Source organism: Nocardia abscessus (assembly GCF_015477775.1).
Taxonomy (GTDB): Bacteria; Actinomycetota; Actinomycetes; order Mycobacteriales; family Mycobacteriaceae; genus Nocardia; species Nocardia abscessus_A.
This window is the reverse complement of sequence record NZ_JADLQO010000005.1, coordinates 418,377-436,909: the sequence shown is the minus strand read 5'-3', so window position 1 is coordinate 436,909 and position 18,533 is coordinate 418,377. Positions and strand designations below refer to the sequence as shown.

Below are 18,533 nucleotides of genomic sequence, written 5' to 3'. Positions count from 1 at the left end.
CCGAGGAAATATGGAGCGAGCGGCGGGAATTGAACCCGCGTAAACGGCTTTGCAGACCGTTGCCTAAACCACTCAGCCACGCCCGCCTCGCCCTAGATAGTGCCCGTGGCGGGTAGGCCCGGCCTACCATTGCGCTCACGCTGATCCGAAGGCTGGTCGGATGTCCCCGTCCCCGTGCGCGGGCATGGAATGATCGGAACATGTCTCGGCCACGCCCGCTTCCGAACGACCCGATCGAGGAGGCCCACCGCCAGTGGGTCGGCCACGGCTGGGGCGATGTCGCCGACGGCATGGCAGCGGTGACGTCGCTGGTGCGGGCTCAGCAAATCGTGATGGCCTGGGTGGACGAGGCGCTCAAACCCACCGGGTTGACCTTCTCCCGCTACGAGCTACTCATGCTGCTCAACTTCAGCAAAACCGGGGCCTTGCCGATGGCGAAGGCCAGCGCGCGCTTGCAGGTGCACCCCACCAGCGTGACCAACACCGTTGACCGGCTGGAGGCGGCGCAGCTCGTCGAGCGGGTACCGCATCCCAGCGACCGGCGCGCTACCTTGATCGAAATCACCGATGCCGGACGCGAATTGGTGGCCGAGGCGACGGTGGAGCTCAACGCGAAGGTCTTCGCGCGTCCCGGCCTCCCGCCCGAACGCCTGCACACCCTCTTGCAACTGCTCGCCGAATTCCGACACGCGGCGGGCGACTTCGACACCGCCGAGGGAACGGCGCGCTGGTCGGCCACGGCCACAGAGTAATTCAACGTACCGGTCGGTCGAATACCTCACCGGACCGACCATCGAGTGACATACGGGCATCCAACCGGCGAATTGCCGGGCATGCCGTCTTGGCAGCGGAAGCGAAAAGGTCCACCATGGACTCATGGTGCTGGTCTTGGGTGTATCGGCGGGCGCTGGCGGCGCCCACGCGATGCTGACACACTCCGATCAGCCGCACCTACCCCCGATCGATCGCTGCGAGGTGCCGCGCCGCGCGGGCGGTGGCGTCGAGGAATCGGTCTTCGAGGCGATCCGCCAGATGAACGGCGCCGCTGCCCGGCGAGACGAACTGATCTCGGGAACAGCGGTGACGTGCCGCTGTCCGCTGCACGCCGACGCCATCCGCGCCGGAGTGGCCGACCGCGGCGTGACCATCGTCGACGAACCGCTCGCCCAGCTGCGCTATCTGCGCTTCACCGGGCAGCTTCCGGACAGCGGCTCGGTGATCCTCTACGACCTCGGCAGTTCCGGGCTGACCATCACCCAGGCGGACTGCCGCACCGACACGATCCTGTCCAGCAAACGCAGCACCGTGCTCGGCGGCGACGGCTACGACGCGCTGCTGCGCTGGCGGCTGGCCCGCGACGGCGTGCTCACCGACACGCCGACCATCCGGCGGCACCGCGAAGAACTGAGCGACGCACGGGTGGTCACCGCGATCGACGACGACACCGGCGACCGGGCCGTGGTCACCCGCAGCGACCTGGCCGAACTGTGCGCCGCGGGCATCCATCACTCCGCGTCGTTCGTGCGCCAGATCATCGACGAGACCGGCGTGCGGCCGGAAGCGATGGTGCTGCTCGGCGGCTGCACCCGCAGTCCCAGCATTCGCGCCGAACTGGCCGAACTGATCGACCTGCCGATCATCTACGACCCGGAGCCCGAATTCGTCTCCGCGCGCGGCGCCGTGCTGCTGGCCGCCGAACGACGCGGCGGCGTAGTCCGGATGGCACGATTGCGCGCCGGAGCCACGCTGGTCCCCGTCACCGTCGACCGGCGCAAGCTCATCGCGGCGGCCGCGGTCACCGTTGCCCTCGGCGCCACCATCGCCGGTCTGCTCGCCACGGACAAGGACGCGACCCAGCCGGAAGGCGACCGGGCGCCCACGCCCGCGGAGATCGTCGCGCCCACACCGGGACACTTCGGATAGCTTTGCGACGGTCCGCCCGGCCGAGCGAGCCGGCCGGGCGGTACCGGCCTCAGCGGTTGGTGAACTTCGCGGGACGCTTCTCGACGAAGGCGCTCATGCCTTCCTTCTGGTCCTCGATCGCGAACAGCGAGTGGAAGACTCGGCGTTCGAAGCGCAGCCCCTCGGCGAGGGTGGTCTCGAACGAGCGGTTCACCGCTTCCTTGGCGATCATCGCGACCGGCAGCGACATCGACGCGATCGTCTCGGCGACCTCGAGTGCGGTGTCGAGCAGTTGCGCGGCGGGCACGATGCGCGAGACCAGCCCCGCCCGCTCGGCCTCCTCGGCATCCATGTTGCGGCCGGTGAGCACCAGGTCCATGGCCTTGGCCTTGCCGATCGCGCGGGTCAGCCGCTGCGAGCCGCCGATACCGGGGATGACGCCCAGCTTGATCTCCGGCTGCCCGAACTTCGCGGTGTCGGCCGCGAGCAGGATGTCGCAGATCATGGCCAGCTCGCAGCCGCCGCCCAGCGCGTAGCCTGCGACCGCGGCGATGGTCGGCTTGCGGAACTGCGCCAGCCGGTCCCAGCGGGCGAAGTAGTCGTCCATGAACATGTCCATGTACGACTTGGGCTGCATCTCCTTGATGTCGGCGCCTGCCGCGAATGCCCGCTCCGAGCCGGTGATCACGATGGCGCCGATCTCGTCGTCGTGCTCGAGTTCGTCGAGCGCGGCGATGACGTCATCGAGGACCTGCGCGTTCAGTGCGTTCAGCGCCTTCGGGCGGTTCAGCGTGATCCAGCCGACCCGGCCCTTGCGTTCCAGCAGAATCGTCTCGAAGTCGCGCCCTCCCGCCACCCGGCCGCCACCCTCCACGGAATCGCTTCGCGATGCGTCCATCTTCATGCACCCTCTTGGTCGGATCGGTTACGGATATCGGTGACGATAGCCGAGAAGTCCCGGCCGGCATCCGTCTGGTTGAAGCGCTCGTAGATCGCCGCGGCGAGCAACCCGAGCTGCCCGTCGATGTTGTTCTCGCGCAACGCGTTCGCGGCCAGACCCAGGTCCTTCGACATCAAGGCCGTGGCGAAACCCGGCTGGTAGTCGTTGTTGGCCGGGCTGGTCGGCACCGGGCCGGGGACCGGGCAGTAGCTGGTCAGCGCCCAGCTCTGGCCGGAGGCGGTGGAGACCACGTCGAAGAACGACTGATGGCTCAGCCCCAGCTTCTCGCCCAGCACCAGCGACTCCGACAGCGCGATCATCGAGACGCCCAGCAGCATGTTGTTGCAGATCTTCGCGGCCTGGCCGACGCCGGAGCCCCCGCAGTGCACGACCTTGCCGCCCATCACCTCGAGCACCGGAAGGGCGGCGGCGAAGTCCTCGGCGGCGCCGCCGACCATGAAGGTCAGCGTGCCCGCCGCGGCACCGGCCACACCGCCGGAAACGGGTGCGTCCAGCGCGCGGTGCCCGGCCTCGGCGGCGCGTTCGGCCGCGAGCTTGGCATCGGCCACGTCGATGGTGGAGCAGTCGATGAACTGCGTGCCCGGCGCGGCGACCGGCAGCAGCTCGGCGTACACGTCGAGGACGAGTTTGCCGTTGGGCAGCATGGTGATCACGGTGTCGGCCGCGGCGGCCTCGGTGGCCGAACCGACCACGAGCGCGCCGTCGCGCTCGGCCTGCTCCCGCGCCGCGGGCACCGGATCGAAGGCGAGCACCTCGTAGCCCGCCCGCACCAGGTTGGCCGCCATCGGCCCGCCCATGTGTCCGAGGCCGAGGAATCCGATTCGCTTGCTCATCACGCCACCTCCGGGGTCGCCAGACCCAGCTCTCGATCGCCCAACTCGGCGAAGTATGCGTCCACCTGCGCGTCCGTGACCGCCTCCAGGGTGGCGGGCGACCACTGCGGGTTGCGATCCTTGTCGATCACCTGGGCGCGAATGCCTTCCACCAGATCGTGCGAGGCCAGCGACGCGATGGAGACCCGATACTCCTCGTTCAGCACCGCCTCCAGGCTCGGCGCGGTGCGTGCCGCACGCAGCGAGCGCAGCGTGACCTTCAGAGCGACCGGCGATTTCGCCAGGATCTCGTTGGCCGCCGCCCGCGCTTCCGGCGCGTCGTGCGCTTGCAGCCGCGCGAGGATCTCCTCCACGGAATCGGCCGCGTAGCAGGCGTCGATCCAGCTCTGTCCGGCGGCCAGCGCGGAATCCGGCGCGTCGGTGGCGAACTTGGCGATCGCGATGTCCGCGCTCTCCGAGCGCAGCGTCTCCAGCAGGGCGGGCAGATCCTCGGAGGCGACGAAGTAGTCCGCGAAGCCCGCCGCGATGGCGTCGCCCGCGCTCATCCGCGCGGTGGTCAGCGCGACGTGCGTTCCGATCTCACCCGGGGTGCGGGCCAGCAGGTACGTGCCGCCGACGTCCGGGACGAAGCCGATGCCCACCTCGGGCATGCCGATCTTGGACCGCTCGGTGACGATGCGGTGGCTGCCGTGGCCGGAGAGCCCGACGCCGCCGCCCATCACGATGCCGTCCATGACCACCACGTACTGCTTCGGGTAGCGGCCGATCAGTGCGTTGAGTATGTATTCGTCGCGCCAGAACCGCCCGGTCGGCGAATCCACCCCGGCGGCACCGCTTTTCGCATCCGCGTGAATGGCGACGATGTCGCCGCCCGCGCACAGGCCGCGCTCCCCCGCGCCGGTGACGACCACGGCGCGCACCGCGTCGTCCTCGACCCAGGCGCGCAGCGCGTCGGTGATGGCAAGGGCCATCGAATGATTCAGCGCGTTGATGGCCTTGGGCCGGTTCAGCGTGATCAGGCCGAGGCCGTCGCGCTGTTCGAGAAGAACTTCGAGTTCACTCATGCTCTGTCCTTTCCGGCACGAGCGGGGCCCTGCGTGGTCACGCTGCGCTGCCGCCTCCGGGCCTGACCGCTCATGCTGTGTCTCCTGTCGGCATGAGCGGGGCCCTGCGTGGTCACGCTGCGCTGCCGCCTCCGGGCCTGACCGCTCATGCCGTGTCTCCTGTCGGCACGAGCGGGGCCCTGCGTGGTCACGCTCCGCTGCCGCCTCCGGGCCTGACCGCTCATGCCGCTCCTGCCACCAGTGAGCGGGCGACGACCACCCGCATGATTTCGTTGGTGCCCTCGAGGATCTGGTGCACCCGCAGATCCCGGACGATCTTCTCCACGCCGTACTCGGTGAGGTAGCCGTAGCCGCCGTGCAGTTGCAGGGCCTTGTTGGCGACCTCGAAGCCCGCGTCGGTGGCGAAGCGCTTGGCCATCGCGCACAGCTCGACCTTGTCCGGCGCGTCGGCGTCCAGCGCCGCGGCAGCCCGCCACAGCAGCGTGCGGGCGGCCTCCAATTCGATGCGCATATCGGCGAGTTCGAATTGCAGCGCCTGATTGCGCAGCAGCGGCTTGCCGAACGCGTGCCGCTCGGCGAGATACGGCACCGTCTTGTCCAGCGCCGCCTGCGCGCCGCCGACCGAACAGGCGGCGATGTTGAGCCTGCCGCCGTTGAGTCCGTTCATCGCGATGCGGAAGCCGTCGCCCTCCGCGCCGAGCCGGTTCGCCGCCGGGACCCTGGCGTCGGTGAAGATCACCTGACGGGTCGGCTGCGCATTCCAGCCCATCTTCTTCTCGTTGGCGCCGAAGGTGATACCCGGTGTGTCGGCGGGGACGATGAACGCCGAGATACCGCGGGCGCCCGCGTCACCGGTTCGTGCCATCACCACGTAGACGTCGGTGGCGCCCGCGCCGGAGATGAACTGCTTGGCGCCGTTGAAGACGTAGTCGTCGCCGTCGCGAACGGCCTTGGTGCTCAACGCCGCCGCGTCGGAACCGACACCGGGCTCGGTGAGCGCGTAGCTGGCCAGCAGTTCCATCGCGGTCAGCCGGGGCAGCCAGCGGTTGCGCTGGTCGTCGTCACCGTAGCGGTCGATCATCCACGTCGCCATGTTGTGGATGGAGATGTAGGCGGCGATGGCGGGGCAGCCGGTGGCCAGCTGCTCGAAGATGCGCACGGCGTCGAGCCTGCGCAGCGCCGAGCCGCCCACGTCCTCGCGTACGTAGATGCCGCCGAGGCCGAGCGGGCCCGCCTTGCGCAGCACGTCCACCGGAAAGTGCTTCTGCTCGTCCCATTCCAGCGCGTTCGGGGCGAGGAATTCGTCGGCGAAGCCGCGCGCGGTGTCGCGGATCGCCTTCTCGTCGTCGTCGAGTGCGAACATCGGCGTCAGTCCATGGTCGGGATGACGAACGCGTTGCTCTCCTTGAGGCCGGAGGGCCAGCGCTGGGTCACCGTCTTGGTCTTGGTGTAGAAGCGGATGGAATCCGGGCCGTGCTGGTTCAGGTCGCCGAAGCCGGAGCGCTTCCACCCACCGAAGGTGTAGTACGCGATCGGCACGGGGATCGGCACGTTGATGCCGACCATGCCGACCTGCACGCGCGCGGCGAAGTCGCGGGCGGTGTCGCCGTCGCGGGTGAAGATCGCGACGCCGTTGCCGTACTCGTGCTCGTTGGCCAGCCGCAGTCCCTCTTCGTAGTCCTTGGCGCGGACCACGCTGAGCACCGGACCGAAGATCTCCTCGCGGTAGATCCGCATCTCCGGGGTCACCTTGTCGAACAGCGTCGCGCCGACGAAGTAGCCGTCCTCGGCGCCCTCCACGACCAGACCGCGTCCGTCCACCACCAGGTCGGCACCCTCATCGATGCCGATCTGGACGTAGTTGTTCACCCGGTTCACGCCGTCCTGGCCGACCAGCGGGCCGTAGTCGGCGCCGGGGTCGTCGGAACGGCCGATGTTGAGCTTGTGCACCCGCTCGGTCAGCTTGGCCACCAGGCGGTCGGCGGTCTCCTCGCCGACCGGGACGGCCACCGAGATGGCCATGCAGCGCTCGCCCGCCGAACCGTAGCCCGCGCCGATCAGCTGGTCGGCGACGTCGTCGAGGTCGGCGTCCGGCATGACGATCGCGTGGTTCTTCGCGCCGCCGAAGCACTGGGCTCGCTTGCCGTTCGCGGTCGCGGTCTCGTAGATGTACTGCGCGATCGGGGTGGAGCCGACGAAGCCGACGGCCTTGACGCGCGGATCGTGCAGCAGCGTGTCGACGGCTTCCTTGTCGCCGTTGACGACGTTGAACACGCCTGCGGGCAACCCCGCCTCGAGGAACAGCTCGGCCAGCCGCAGCGGCACCGAGGGGTCGCGCTCGGAAGGCTTGAGGACGAACGCGTTGCCGGTGGCCAGCGCGGGACCGGCCTTCCACAGCGGGATCATGGCCGGGAAGTTGAACGGGGTGATGCCCGCGACGACACCCAGCGGCTGGCGCATCGAGTACACGTCGATGCCGGTGCCCGCGCCTTCGGTGTACTCGCCCTTGAGCAGGTGCGGGATGCCGACGGCGAATTCGATGACCTCCAGGCCGCGCTGGATGTCACCCTTGGCGTCGGCGATGGTCTTGCCGTGCTCGGAGGACAGCAGGGCGGCCAGCGAATCCATCTCGTCCTGCACCAGGGTCAGGAACTTCATCAGCACGCGCGCCCGCTTCTGCGGGTTGAAGGCGGCCCATTGCGGCTGCGCCGCCTCGGCGTTCGCGATGACCGCTTCGACCTCGGATTTGCTCGCCAGCGGCACCCGCGCCTGCACCTGGCCGAGGTTGGGATCGAAGACGTCGCCGAAGTTGCCGGAAGTGCCCGGCACATGCTGTCCGCCGATGAAATGGGTGAGTTCGCGAACCATGCCAGTCCTGTTCTGGTAGCCGATCGGGACACCGCGGTGCGGTATGCGGTCATCCTATAGTTGGATGTCCAAGTATCCACTGGGCGCAGGTCCGATGTGATTCATCCCACGGTTCGGAGTCCACTGAGCGACCTGCATCGCGCCGGTTACCGCTGCGCACCGGCCGGTACGTCCCCGAGGGCTACGGCTTCGCGACCGGATCGGCCTTCTTCTCTCGCCACGGCCGTGCGAGCCGGAATGCGCCGACGGCGAGCGTGATCGCGCCGATCGCCACCACGACGGCCGCGGCGCCCAGCGAGTCGTCGGTCCAGTCCGAGACCGCCTCGCCCGCCGCCAGCGCGATCGCCACACCACCCCCGATGACGAGCACCGCCGACCGCTGGGTCGCGTACAGGGCGAAGCAGATCAGGGCCACCAGCGCCGTGAGTCCGTAGGCCCAGGCCCGGCCGTCGACGTCGACACTCTGCGCGGCGGCGACGGACGTGATGATCGCGATCAGGTATCCGACCCGGATATCGATCAACGCTCCGACCCTGGTCAGCGCGAACCACACGCCACCGAGCAGCAGCACCGCCACGCTGCCCCAGATGTCGTCGAGATCGATCACCTCGGTCAGCAGCCCCGCGACGGCCGCGGGCACGAAGCACGCGCAGACCAGCATTCCGACCACCGAGGGCAGCGCGAGGTAACCGAGCACGGCGATCACCGCTCCCGCCACACACGCGAAAACCCATGCGGCATCGGAGCCGCCGCCCTCCAGCGCCGTACCGACGGACCCGGCGAGCGCGACGGAACCCAGCGCGAACAGAACCGCCGCCAGCCGGGCGCGAGCGCTGTGCACGCTCGTGCGGCGCGATCGCACGCCGGTGAGCAGAACTCCGCCGAGCAGAACACCGCCGAGCAGAACACCGCCGAGCAGTAGACCGGCCGACACGACGGCGAGCACGCCCACCCGGACCGGCCGCCCGAGATCGTCCCAGGATGCGGACGCCACCAGGAAGATCCCGCCGAACAGCAGACCGGCCCCGACGTACGCGGCGATCTCGGCCAGCACCTTCCCGCGCGCCACCGCCGACGCCCGCTCGACGGCGAGCGCGGCGAGCACCGCGTCGGCTTGGTCCTTGGACAGCACGCCCTCGGAGACCAGCCGACCCAGCGCGGCGCCTGCCCTCTCATCCCTCACCATGCGCCCAGTATGTCCGAGTCGGCCGACGGCACAACGCGAACCGGGTTCGGACCTCCTGGGCAGCCGGGGAACCGGCACGACTCGGATCCCTGGCGATGTGATGGCAGTCACCGTAGGATTAGTTTGACGTCCTAGTATCGGGCGCCAATGGACTCGCCGGAGGAATTCCGTGGCCGACAGCAGCGCGCTCTACGCACCCACCCATCCCGTTCGTTTCGTCACGTCAGCGGCCCTGTTCGACGGGCACGACGCGGCGATCAACATCATGCGCCGCATCCTGCAGAGCCAGGGCGCGGAGGTGATCCACCTCGGCCACAACCGCTCGGTCAGCGAGGTGGTCGACGCGGTGCTCACCGAGGACGCCCAGGGCGTCGCGGTCAGCTCCTATCAGGGTGGTCATGTCGAGTACTTCGAATACCTGGCCGACGCGTTGCGCAAGGCCGGAGCCGAGCACGTGCGGATCTTCGGCGGCGGCGGTGGCGTGATCGTCGCGGAGGAGATCGCGCGCTTGGCCGCATCCGGCGTGACGATCTTCTCCCCCGAGGACGGACAGCGGCTCGGTCTGCCGGGCATGATCAATCAGTTGATCCGCGCGTGCGACATCGACCTCGCGGCCGAGCCGCCGGTACCGGACGCGGTGCTCGCCGGTGAGCGCGCCGCCTTGGCCCGCGTCATCACCTGCCTGCAGGCGAACGCGCTGCCGGAGGAAGACCGGCTCGAGCTGGCCGACGCCGCGTCCGCGCGGACCGTGCCGGTCCTGGGCATCACCGGCACCGGCGGCTCCGGAAAGTCTTCGCTCACCGACGAATTGGTGCGCAGGCTGCGTTCGGATCAGCAGGACAAGGTGCGCGTCGCGATCCTCGCGGTCGACCCGACCCGGCGGCGCGGCGGCGGCGCGCTGCTGGGCGACCGCATCCGGATGAACGCGCTCGACGGCGAGCACGTCTTCTTCCGCTCGCTGGCCACCCGCGGCGGACGGGAACTGCCGGACAACATCGATCTCATCGTGACCGCCTGCAAGGCAGCGGGATACGACCTGGTCATCCTGGAGACGCCTGGCATCGGTCAGGGCGACGCGGCGGTGACCGATTACGTCGACGTGTCGATGTACGTGATGACACCCGAGTTCGGCGCCGCCTCCCAGCTGGAGAAGATCGACATGCTGGACTTCGCGGACGTGGTGGCGATCAACAAGTTCGAGCGCCGCGGCGCGGCGGACGCGCTGCGCGACGTGGCCCGCCAGCTGATCCGCAACCGGGAGGAGTTCCACGCCGCGCCGCAGGACATGCCGGTCTTCGGCACCAGCGCGGCGACGTTCAACGACGACGGCGTGACGGCGCTCTACCAACACCTGACGGGGCTGCTCGCGCAGCACGGCCTGCGGCTCGAGCCCGGCGCCCTGCCCCGGGTGGACACCCGGACCTCCACGCGCTTCGCCCAGCTCATCCCGCCCGCGCGGGTGCGCTACCTGGCCGAGATCGCCGAGACCGTGCGCGGCTACCACGCCGAGACCGCCGCCCAAGCGCTCGCCGCGCAACGGCTGCAACGCCTCGAGCAAGTGGCTGCCGAGCTGCCCGGCGACACCGCGGTCGCCGAACTGGCCGAACGCGCCCGCGCCGATCTGACGCCCGCGAACACCGCGCTGCTGGCCGAGTGGCCCGCGCTCGCCGAGTCCTACCGCGGAGACGAACAGGTGGTCCGGGTGCGCGACCGGGAGATTCATACCCCGCTGCGCCGGGAGACCCTGTCCGGCAACTCGATTCCGCGCGTCGCGCTGCCCCGCTTCACCGATCACGGTGAGCTGCTGCGCTTCCTGCGCGCCGAGCACCTGCCCGGCCGGTTCCCGTTCACCGCGGGGGTGTTCGCGTTCAAACGCGACAACGAGGACCCGGCGCGCATGTTCGCGGGCGAAGGCGACCCGTTCCGCACCAACCGCCGGTTCAAGGTGCTCAGCGAGCATTCCGACGCGAAAAGGCTGTCCACCGCGTTCGATTCGGTGACGCTCTACGGGCACGATCCCGCCGAGCGGCCCGACATCTACGGCAAGGTCGGCACCTCCGGGGTGTCGATCGCCTCGCTCGACGACATGAAGGTGCTCTACGACGGTTTCGACCTGACCGCCCCGACCACCTCGGTGTCGATGACCATCAACGGCCCGGCGCCCACCATCCTGGCCTACTTCCTGAACACCGCGATCGATCAGGCGCTCGATCGATTCGCGGCCGAGCAGGGACGGCCGCCGACCGAGGACGAGGCGGCCGAGCTACGCGCGCGGACGCTGGCCACGGTGCGCGGCACGGTGCAGGCCGACATCCTCAAGGAGGACCAGGGCCAGAACACCTGCATCTTCTCCACCGAGTTCAGCCTGCGCATGATGGCCGACATCCAGGAATGGTTCGTGCGCAACGGCGTCCGCAATTTCTACTCGGTGTCGATCTCCGGCTACCACATCGCCGAAGCGGGCGCGAACCCGATCAGCCAGCTGGCTTTCACCCTCGCCAACGGGTTCACCTACGTGGAGGCCTACCTCGCGCGTGGCATGCACATCGACGACTTCGCGCCGAACCTGTCGTTCTTCTTCTCCAACGGGATGGACCCGGAATACTCGGTGATCGGCCGGGTGGCCCGGCGCATCTGGGCGGTCGCCATGCGAGATCGCTACGGCGCCAACGAACGATCGCAGAAGCTGAAGTACCACATCCAGACCTCCGGCCGGTCACTGCACGCGCAGGAGATGAACTTCAACGACATCCGCACCACGCTGCAGGCGCTGATCGCGATCTACGACAACTGCAACAGCCTGCACACCAACGCCTACGACGAGGCGGTGACCACCCCGACCGAGGAATCGGTGCGCCGCGCGCTGGCCATCCAGCTCATCATCAACCGGGAGTGGGGCGTCGCGATGAACGAGAACCCGCTGCAGGGCAGTTTCCTGGTGGACGAGCTCACCGATCTGGTCGAGGAGGCCGTGCTGAGCGAGTTCGAGCGGATCAGCGAACGCGGCGGCGTGCTCGGCGCGATGGAGACCGGCTACCAGCGCGGCAAGATCCAGGACGAATCGATGCGCTACGAACAGCGCAAGCACGACGGATCGCTGCCGATCATCGGGGTGAACACCTTCCGCAACTCCCACGACGAGCCGCACCGGGAGCTGGAACTGGCGCGCGGCACCGAGGCGGAGAAGCAGTCGCAGTTGCGGCGGGTGCGCGAATTCCAGCAGCGCAACCGGGATGCCGCGCACGCCGCGCTCGCCCGGCTGGAAGCCGTGGCCCGCACCGACGACAACATTTTCGAGGTCTTGATGGAGGCCGCACGGGTGTGCACGTTGCAGCAGATCACGGATGCGTTCTTCACCGTCGGAGGGCAGTACCGCCGCAACGTGTGAAGACCGGGCCGGGTCCCGCCGATAATCCAGCCCGGCCCGCGCGGGGCGTGTGACAATCGCCGAGCAAACCTTCGGCGTGGTTGGGACGGCAGACATGGACCTCTCGGAAATTCGGATCATCGACGCGCACATCCACCAGTGGGATCCGTTCACCACACCCCGGGATTTCAGTGCCTTGGCGAAATTGTTCCGGCTGCTGCCGGTACCGGTGGACGCGGCAAAGCGCCTCGCACCGCGGCGGGATCGCGAGTTCGTCGGAGACCCGGTCGCCTACCTGAAGCCCTATCTTCCGTTCGATTACCGCGCCGACGCCGGGAACGCGCCGGTCGAGGTGGTCGCGCACATCGAGGTCGAATGGTCGCAGCCGGGACCGCTGGGCAAGGCCGGGGAGACCGCCTGGGTGGCGGGGCTGCCGCTGGAGGCGGCGCCACGCCTCGGCGCGATCCTCGCCGGCGGCGACCCGGCCGCGCCGGGGTTCGCCGACCTGCTGGACGCGCACGCGGCCGCGTCACCGCTGCTGCGCGGCATCCGCACGATGGTCGCCCACCACCCCGATCCCGGCGTGCGATCGTTCACCGACACGCCCGGAAAGCTCGCCACCGAAGCCTTCCTGGACGGCTTCGCCCAGTTGGCCGAGCGCGGCCTGTGCTTCGAAGCGTGGGTGTACTCGCACGCCATCCCCGACGTCACGGCGCTGGCCGAACGCTATCCCGAGGTACCGATCGTGCTGAACCACCTCGGCACGCCCGCGGGGATCTTCGGCGGCGTCGGTAAGCACACCGGCACGCATCCCGGACTGCGCAGGGAACTCCTGGTGCGGTGGCGCGACGATCTCGCCGCCCTGGCCGCGCGGCCGAACGTCGTCGCGAAGGTGAGCGGTCTGACGATGCCGATCCTGGGGCATCCGATCCCGCCGCGCGGCACGCCGACGCCCGCGGCGCACCTGCTCGACCGGATCGGCCCACTGGTCGAGCACGCCATGGACGTCTTCGGCGCGGACCGGCTCATCTGGGGCTCGAACTTCCCCGTGGACAAGCCGGTCACCAGCATCGCGAACAGCATCGAGGCGATCGCGACCGCCGTCACCGGCCACGGCGGCGGGCCCGCGGAACTCGCGCAGGTCTTCCGCACCACGGCGCAGCGCGTCTACCGGATCGCGGACTGAGTGGTGCGGGCCGCGCAGCGGTCGATGCTGTCGGCCCCCGTAGCTAGCATCTGCCGCGTGAAAGTTACCGGCACCTTCTCCGTGAGTTCCTTCGACCCGACCGAGGTGGTGCCCGATCCCACGATCACCACCGCGCTGCCGGTCGGCGTCGCCATCATCACCAAGCAGTTCCGCGGCGCGATCGAAGGCCGCTCGTCGACTGTCTTCACCGCGGCGTTCGACCAGGCCACGGGCGTGGGCAGCTATACGGCGATGGAGTCGTTCGAGGGAGCGCTCGGCGGCGTCGCGGGCACCTTCAATTTCTTGCACGTCGCGAGCACCAGCGGCTCCGACCGTACGAACGAGTTCTGCATCATCGTCCCCGGCAGCGGTACCGGCGACCTCACCGGCATCACGGGCACCGGCGGACTGAGGGTGGACGCCGATGGCACGCACCACATCTGGTTCGACTACGAACTGGGTTGAGCCGCCCGCGCCAGTTGCGCGGTGAGCGTGGCGCGAGCGGTCGCCAACGACGGCCCGTACCAGGTGAGGGCGCGGCCTTCCACCAACGCGACCGGGATGTCCGGAAACGCTTCGGGTCCGTCGTTCTCGGTGAAGACGTAGGGCTCGTCGGGAAGCACTGCGAGGTCGACGCCCGCGGTCAGCTCGGCCTCCGAAACGTGCGGATAGCGGGCGGGGCGATCGGCATGTACCAGCCGCAGGCCCAAACGATGGGCGATGTCGCCGGTGAAAGTGTTCCGCCCGACCACCATCCACGGATCGCGCCAGACCGGGATGACGGCGGCGCGCGCCGGTACGGGCGGTGGTGGCGCCCAAGCGGATTCGGCTCGGCGCAGCCATTCCGGCACATCGGCGCCGAGCGCCTCCACGCAGAGCCGGGTGAGCGACACGATGGCCTCGTCGACGGTCTCTATCGCGGTCACCCACACCGGAACTCCCGCCGCGCGCAGGCGTTCGACGTCGATGCGGCGGTTCTCCTCCTTGTTGCACAACACCAGGTCGGGAGCGAGTTCGACGATGCGGCGCACGTGCGGATTCTTGGTGCCGCGGACCCGCTCGACCGCCAGATCGGCTGGGTGCGTGCACCATTGCGTCGCTGCGACCAGCACCTCCGGACAGGTGTGCGCCACCGCTTCGGTCAGCGACGGAACGAGCGACACCACCCGGCGCGGCGGCGTGCGGACGTCCACCGGAGTTCCGAGGTCGTCGCGAGGCAACCCACCCAACGGACTCTTCCCTGCCACCCCGCCACCCTATCCGAACATTTGCCCTGTTCGGGCCCCTTCTCCGGCGCCGGGCACGGCGTGTGACCGATCCGGCGGCGCGCGGAGGCAGTTCGGCAAGTTCGGCGCAAGGGCAGTGTGCGGGCGCTGTAGGGCAGTTCCGTATCGGGGTCGATCGGCGGGAGACTTGATAAGGCACCCGGCATCGGGAAGTCTCCGGTCCCTTCGCTCCGCCGGTCCAGATCCCGCCCCGACAGTCCGGCGGTAACCGACAGCCCCGATGCTGGGTGCCGACCAACCTCAGCGGTCGAACCGCAGATACAGTGCGGTGAGCTCGCGCAGGCCGGTCGCGGCGATCGTCTCGTCGGCCGAGGTCATCCGCAGCGCCCTGCGCAGCAGGACCGGATCCAAATCCTCGGTCGCCGGGCGGAATTCGACAGCGGGCAGATCCGGCAACGTGATGTTCGCACCGTACGGGTCGTCGGAAGCGGGTGGTCCCGGCTCGCGCTCGATGCCACCGATCAGTGTGTCCAGGTCGAGTCCGCGCAGGGTCAAGATCTCGCGCGGGTGTTGGTCCAGCCGCTCGGCCAGCAGATAGCAGACCGCCGCCACATGCTTGCACGGCCAGCCCGGGTCGGGGCAGGTGCAGGTGAAATCCAGCTCCGCCGCGGTGCTCGGCAGCAGCAGCGGCCCGAGCCCGGTCGGCAATGCGCCCGAGGCGATCTCGGCCAGCATGCCCGGAGCCGAGCGGATGGTCTCGATGAGTTCCGCGATTTCTTCCCCGCGCAGCGGGCGCACGGTGAACACCGCCGTGAACGGACGCGGTTGGCTGCCTTGCACTTCCGCCGTCACCGCACCCGGCTCGATCCGGTAGTTCACCACCTGACCCGACCTGGCGTAATTGCGGCCGCGCGCCAGCCTGCCCGGCTCCGCCATCCGCTCGACCGAGTCGACCAGGGCCTTGCCCCACCAGGTGCGCCCGAACCCACCCCGCCTGCTGCGTGCCTCCCCTCCGCCGCGCACCGGCAGCTTCTTCCCGTACTCGGAGTAGTCGACGAAGGGACTCATTCGCCCACCGCCGCCGCACCGAGGGTGAACAGGTCGCGCAATTCGTCGGTGCTCAGCTCGGTGATCCAGTTCTCCCCCGTGCCGACGGCCAGATCGGCGAGTTGCCGCTTGCCGTTGATCATCTCGTCGATCCGCTCCTCGATCGTGTCCACGCAGACCAGCTTGCGCACCTGCACATTGCGCCGCTGGCCGATCCGGAACGCGCGGTCGGTGGCCTGGTTCTCCACCGCGGGATTCCACCAGCGGTCCAGGTGGACCACGTGATTGGCGGCGGTGAGGTTGAGCCCGGTGCCACCTGCTTTCAGCGACAGCAGCATCAACGGCGGCCCGTCCGGCGCCTGGAACCGGGTGACCATCGCGTCGCGCTTCTTCTTCGGCACGCCACCGTGCAGGAACGGGATCTCGGCGCCGAATCGCTCGACCAGATACGGCGCCACCAGCTCGCCGAATTCCCGGAACTGGGTGAACAGCAGAGCCTTCTCACCATCGGCGAGCACCGCCTCCAGGACGTCTTCGACCAGGGCGAGCTTGCCCGATCGGTGCGCGCCGCGGTGCAGCATGCCCGACCCGTCGCCCAGGAAGTGCGCGGGGTGGTTGCATACTTGTTTGAGCCGGGTGAGCGCGCCGAGCACGGCGCCCTTGCGGGCCATGCCCTTCGCGTCCTTGATCTTGGCGAGCATGTCGTCCACCACCGCCTGGTACAGCGTGGCCTGCTCGACGGTGAGGTTGGCCCGCACCGTCATCTCGAGTTTCTCCGGCAGGTCGCTGATCACCGTGGGGTCGGTCTTCACCCGGCGCAGCACGAACGGCTGGGTGAGCCAGCGCAGGCGGCTGATCGCGTTCTGGTCGCGCTCGCGTTCGATGGGCACCGCGAAGCGCGCGCGGAACGACTGGGGGCTGCCGAGCACCTTCGGCATCGCGAAATCCATGATGGAGCGCAGCTCTTCCAACCGGTTCTCCACCGGGGTGCCGGTGAGCGCCAGCCGATGTCGCGCGCGCAGCGACCGTGCCGCCCGCGCCTGCCGCGTTCCCGCGTTCTTGATGTGCTGCGCTTCGTCCAGGACGACGCGGGCCCAGTGCTGCCTGCCGAGCTCCTCGGCGTCCCGCGCGAGCAGCGCGTAGGTGGTGACCACCAGGTCCGCGGCGGCGACCGTCTCGTCGAACTCGTCGCCGGCCCGCCGTCCCGCGCCGTGATGCACCCACACCCGCAGGTCGGGCGCGAACCGCTCCGCCTCGCGCTGCCAGTTCCCGACCACCGACATCGGGCACACCAGCAGGGTCGGGCCGGGCGGCTCGGCGGAGGCCTCGGCAGCCTCGCGCTCGTGCACCAGCAGAGCGAGTACCTGGACGGTCTTGCCGAGCCCCATATCGTCGGCCAGGATCGCGCCGCAACCCATCCGGCTCATGGCGGCCAGCCAGGCCAGGCCGCGTTCCTGGTAGGGGCGCAGCTCGGCCTTCAGCCCGACGGGCGGGGCGACCGCTACCGGATCGCGTGCCCGGTCGAGCAGGTCCGCCGCCCATCCGGAGGCCGTGACCTCGGTGATCGGCACCTGCGGCACGCGGGAGACCGCGATCTCGCCGAGCATGTCCGCGAAGGTGACCGGCGAGTCGTCGGTGTGCGCGGCGACGTAGCGGGCCGCGGCGGCCAGCGCCTTGTGATCGGCCTGCACCCACTGCCCGCGCAGCTGGACCAGATCGGACTTGCCGCGCACCAGCCGCTGCATCTCGGCCTCCGTCAGCACCATGTCGCCGAGCGCGAGCTCCCAGCGGTAGGAGACCAGGCCACGCAGACCGATCGTGCTCTCCGCGGCGGGCACCGCGCTGTCCACCCGCAGCCGCATGCTCGGTTCGGCGACATTCCACGCGCGCGGCAGCAGCAGATGGACTCCCGCGGCGTGCAGGGCGTGCGCGCCGTGCGCGACCAGGTCCAGCACCACCTCGGTGGGCAACAGCAGATCCATGCTGTGCGGATCGCTCGGCAGGTCGCGCAACCTCGGATACGCGCGCTGCGCCGCGCCGAGCTTGTCCACCGCGATCCGAAGGAGGTTCGGATCTTCGTGCAGCGGCACGGTTCTGGGCGCCTCGCCGGTGACCCGCAAGCAGACCTCCAGCCGCCACAGCGCCACCGACTCGTCGGCGACGCCGAGTTCGCCATCCGGCTCGAGCAGGCGCAGCACCAGTTCGGGTTCGTCGCCGGTCAGGCTGGCCCGCCAGCGCTCCAGCACCTCGGCGACCTGATAGCTGCCGTTGTCCAGCGGAGTGTCCCCGGCCAGAGCGGCCAGCAGGGGATGCGGCGAATCCGGCAGATCGGCCAGCGCCCGCGCGATCGGATCGGTGAGCTCGGTGACCATGTCGTCGAGCAGCGCCGCCGGACGCCCGGCCACGCGCAGGGCCTGCGGCATGGCGACCGCGAGCTCGGCCAGCCAGGCGCGTTGCCGCTCGCCGCCGACCAGCCGCCAGCGCACCCACCACTGGCCGTCCTCGCGGCGCAGCTCCGGCACGACACGCCCGGCGCGCACCCAGCGTTCGATGCCGTGGGCGACGTGCGCGAGGAAACGCAGATCTCCCGAGACCAGCTCGGCGGGCAGCCGCTGCCGCAGGACCGCGACGGCCGCGACGGGAGCCAGCGCGTGCGCGCGCACCTGCTCGGTCGCGGCAGCGGCAGGAACGCCGTTCGCGACGACCAGGACCTCGGCACGGTGCCGGAACTTCGACGCCCGCAACACGCTGCCCAGCGGATCGGGGAGCTCGGCGGACGACGCGGCGACCGGCGAGTCGTGCCAGAGCAGCAACCCGGATCCCGGCGACCACAGTCCGTGCAGCATCACCCCATCCAAGCAGGCCGGTACGACACGGCCGCGCACACCGCGGC

The 18,533-nt window shown here is 69.6% G+C and carries 14 protein-coding genes and 1 tRNA gene; 5 read left to right on the top strand and 10 right to left on the bottom strand.

What is annotated here, in order from left to right; genetic code table 11:
• Nucleotides 1-11 precede the first annotated feature (11 nt).
• Nucleotides 12-86, bottom strand: a tRNA-Cys gene (locus tag IU450_RS16910).
• Between the two features lie 114 nt (nt 87-200).
• On the opposite strand from IU450_RS16910, the gene IU450_RS16905 reads away from it, so the two are divergent.
• Together IU450_RS16905 and IU450_RS16900 are read left to right on the top strand one after the other, a co-directional pair.
• Nucleotides 201-752: a MarR family winged helix-turn-helix transcriptional regulator gene (locus IU450_RS16905; protein ID WP_195150719.1), complete on the top strand. Its 552-nt coding sequence runs from the start codon at nt 201-203 to the stop codon at nt 750-752.
• A 124-nt stretch (nt 753-876) separates the two neighbouring features.
• Nucleotides 877-1,923 carry an Hsp70 family protein gene (locus IU450_RS16900; RefSeq protein WP_195150718.1) on the top strand — a complete coding sequence of 349 codons (1,047 nt, stop codon included), beginning with the start codon at nt 877-879 and terminating at the stop codon, nt 1,921-1,923.
• A gap of 49 nt (nt 1,924-1,972) precedes the next feature.
• On the opposite strand, the gene IU450_RS16895 is transcribed toward IU450_RS16900, so the two are convergent.
• The 6 genes from IU450_RS16895 to IU450_RS16870 form a co-directional block, all read right to left on the bottom strand.
• Entirely contained in the window at nt 1,973-2,800 is an 828-nt protein-coding gene (locus IU450_RS16895) for an enoyl-CoA hydratase (RefSeq protein WP_195150717.1), read from the bottom strand.
• Nucleotides 2,801-2,802: 2 nt separating this feature from the next.
• A complete protein-coding gene (gene mmsB / locus IU450_RS16890; protein ID WP_195150716.1) occupies nt 2,803-3,696 on the bottom strand; it encodes a 3-hydroxyisobutyrate dehydrogenase in 894 nt (297 codons plus the stop codon).
• Nucleotides 3,696-4,760: an enoyl-CoA hydratase/isomerase family protein gene (locus tag IU450_RS16885; RefSeq protein ID WP_195150715.1), complete on the bottom strand. Its 1,065-nt coding sequence runs from the start codon at nt 4,758-4,760 to the stop codon at nt 3,696-3,698. Before IU450_RS16885 ends, mmsB begins: the two co-directional genes overlap by 1 nt.
• A 220-nt stretch (nt 4,761-4,980) precedes the next feature.
• Nucleotides 4,981-6,123, bottom strand: a complete 1,143-nt coding sequence (locus IU450_RS16880) for an acyl-CoA dehydrogenase family protein (RefSeq protein WP_195150714.1) — start codon at nt 6,121-6,123, stop codon at nt 4,981-4,983.
• Between the two features lie 5 nt (nt 6,124-6,128).
• Nucleotides 6,129-7,628, bottom strand: a complete 1,500-nt coding sequence (locus IU450_RS16875; RefSeq protein ID WP_195150713.1) for a CoA-acylating methylmalonate-semialdehyde dehydrogenase — start codon at nt 7,626-7,628, stop codon at nt 6,129-6,131.
• A 181-nt stretch (nt 7,629-7,809) separates the two neighbouring features.
• Nucleotides 7,810-8,814 carry a DUF2157 domain-containing protein gene (locus tag IU450_RS16870; protein ID WP_195150712.1) on the bottom strand — a complete coding sequence of 335 codons (1,005 nt, stop codon included), beginning with the start codon at nt 8,812-8,814 and terminating at the stop codon, nt 7,810-7,812.
• A 169-nt stretch (nt 8,815-8,983) separates the two neighbouring features.
• Between IU450_RS16870 and icmF the strand changes: the two genes are divergently transcribed.
• The 3 genes from icmF to IU450_RS16855 all read left to right on the top strand — a co-directional run bounded on the left by icmF (nt 8,984) and on the right by IU450_RS16855 (nt 13,832).
• Entirely contained in the window at nt 8,984-12,202 is a 3,219-nt protein-coding gene (gene icmF, locus IU450_RS16865; protein WP_195150711.1) for a fused isobutyryl-CoA mutase/GTPase IcmF, read from the top strand.
• 94 nt (nt 12,203-12,296) lie between these two features.
• Nucleotides 12,297-13,367 (top strand): amidohydrolase family protein, encoded by a 1,071-nt coding sequence (locus IU450_RS16860; protein WP_195150710.1) that lies wholly within the window; start codon nt 12,297-12,299, stop codon nt 13,365-13,367.
• A 57-nt stretch (nt 13,368-13,424) separates the two neighbouring features.
• Nucleotides 13,425-13,832 carry a DUF3224 domain-containing protein gene (locus IU450_RS16855; RefSeq protein WP_195150709.1) on the top strand — a complete coding sequence of 136 codons (408 nt, stop codon included), beginning with the start codon at nt 13,425-13,427 and terminating at the stop codon, nt 13,830-13,832.
• On the opposite strand, the gene IU450_RS16850 is transcribed toward IU450_RS16855, so the two are convergent.
• The 3 genes from IU450_RS16850 to IU450_RS16840 all read right to left on the bottom strand — a co-directional run bounded on the left by IU450_RS16850 (nt 13,817) and on the right by IU450_RS16840 (nt 18,486).
• Nucleotides 13,817-14,614, bottom strand: coding sequence for a helical backbone metal receptor (locus tag IU450_RS16850; protein ID WP_416382875.1), 798 nt, complete (start codon nt 14,612-14,614; stop codon nt 13,817-13,819). The genes IU450_RS16855 and IU450_RS16850 overlap by 16 nt on opposite strands.
• 279 nt (nt 14,615-14,893) lie before the next feature.
• On the bottom strand, nt 14,894-15,661 hold the full coding sequence (locus tag IU450_RS16845; protein WP_195150708.1) for an SWIM zinc finger family protein: 768 nt from the start codon (nt 15,659-15,661) through the stop codon (nt 14,894-14,896).
• A complete protein-coding gene (locus IU450_RS16840) occupies nt 15,658-18,486 on the bottom strand; it encodes a DEAD/DEAH box helicase (RefSeq protein ID WP_195150707.1) in 2,829 nt (942 codons plus the stop codon). Before IU450_RS16840 ends, IU450_RS16845 begins: the two co-directional genes overlap by 4 nt.
• Between the last annotated feature and the right edge of the window lie 47 nt (nt 18,487-18,533).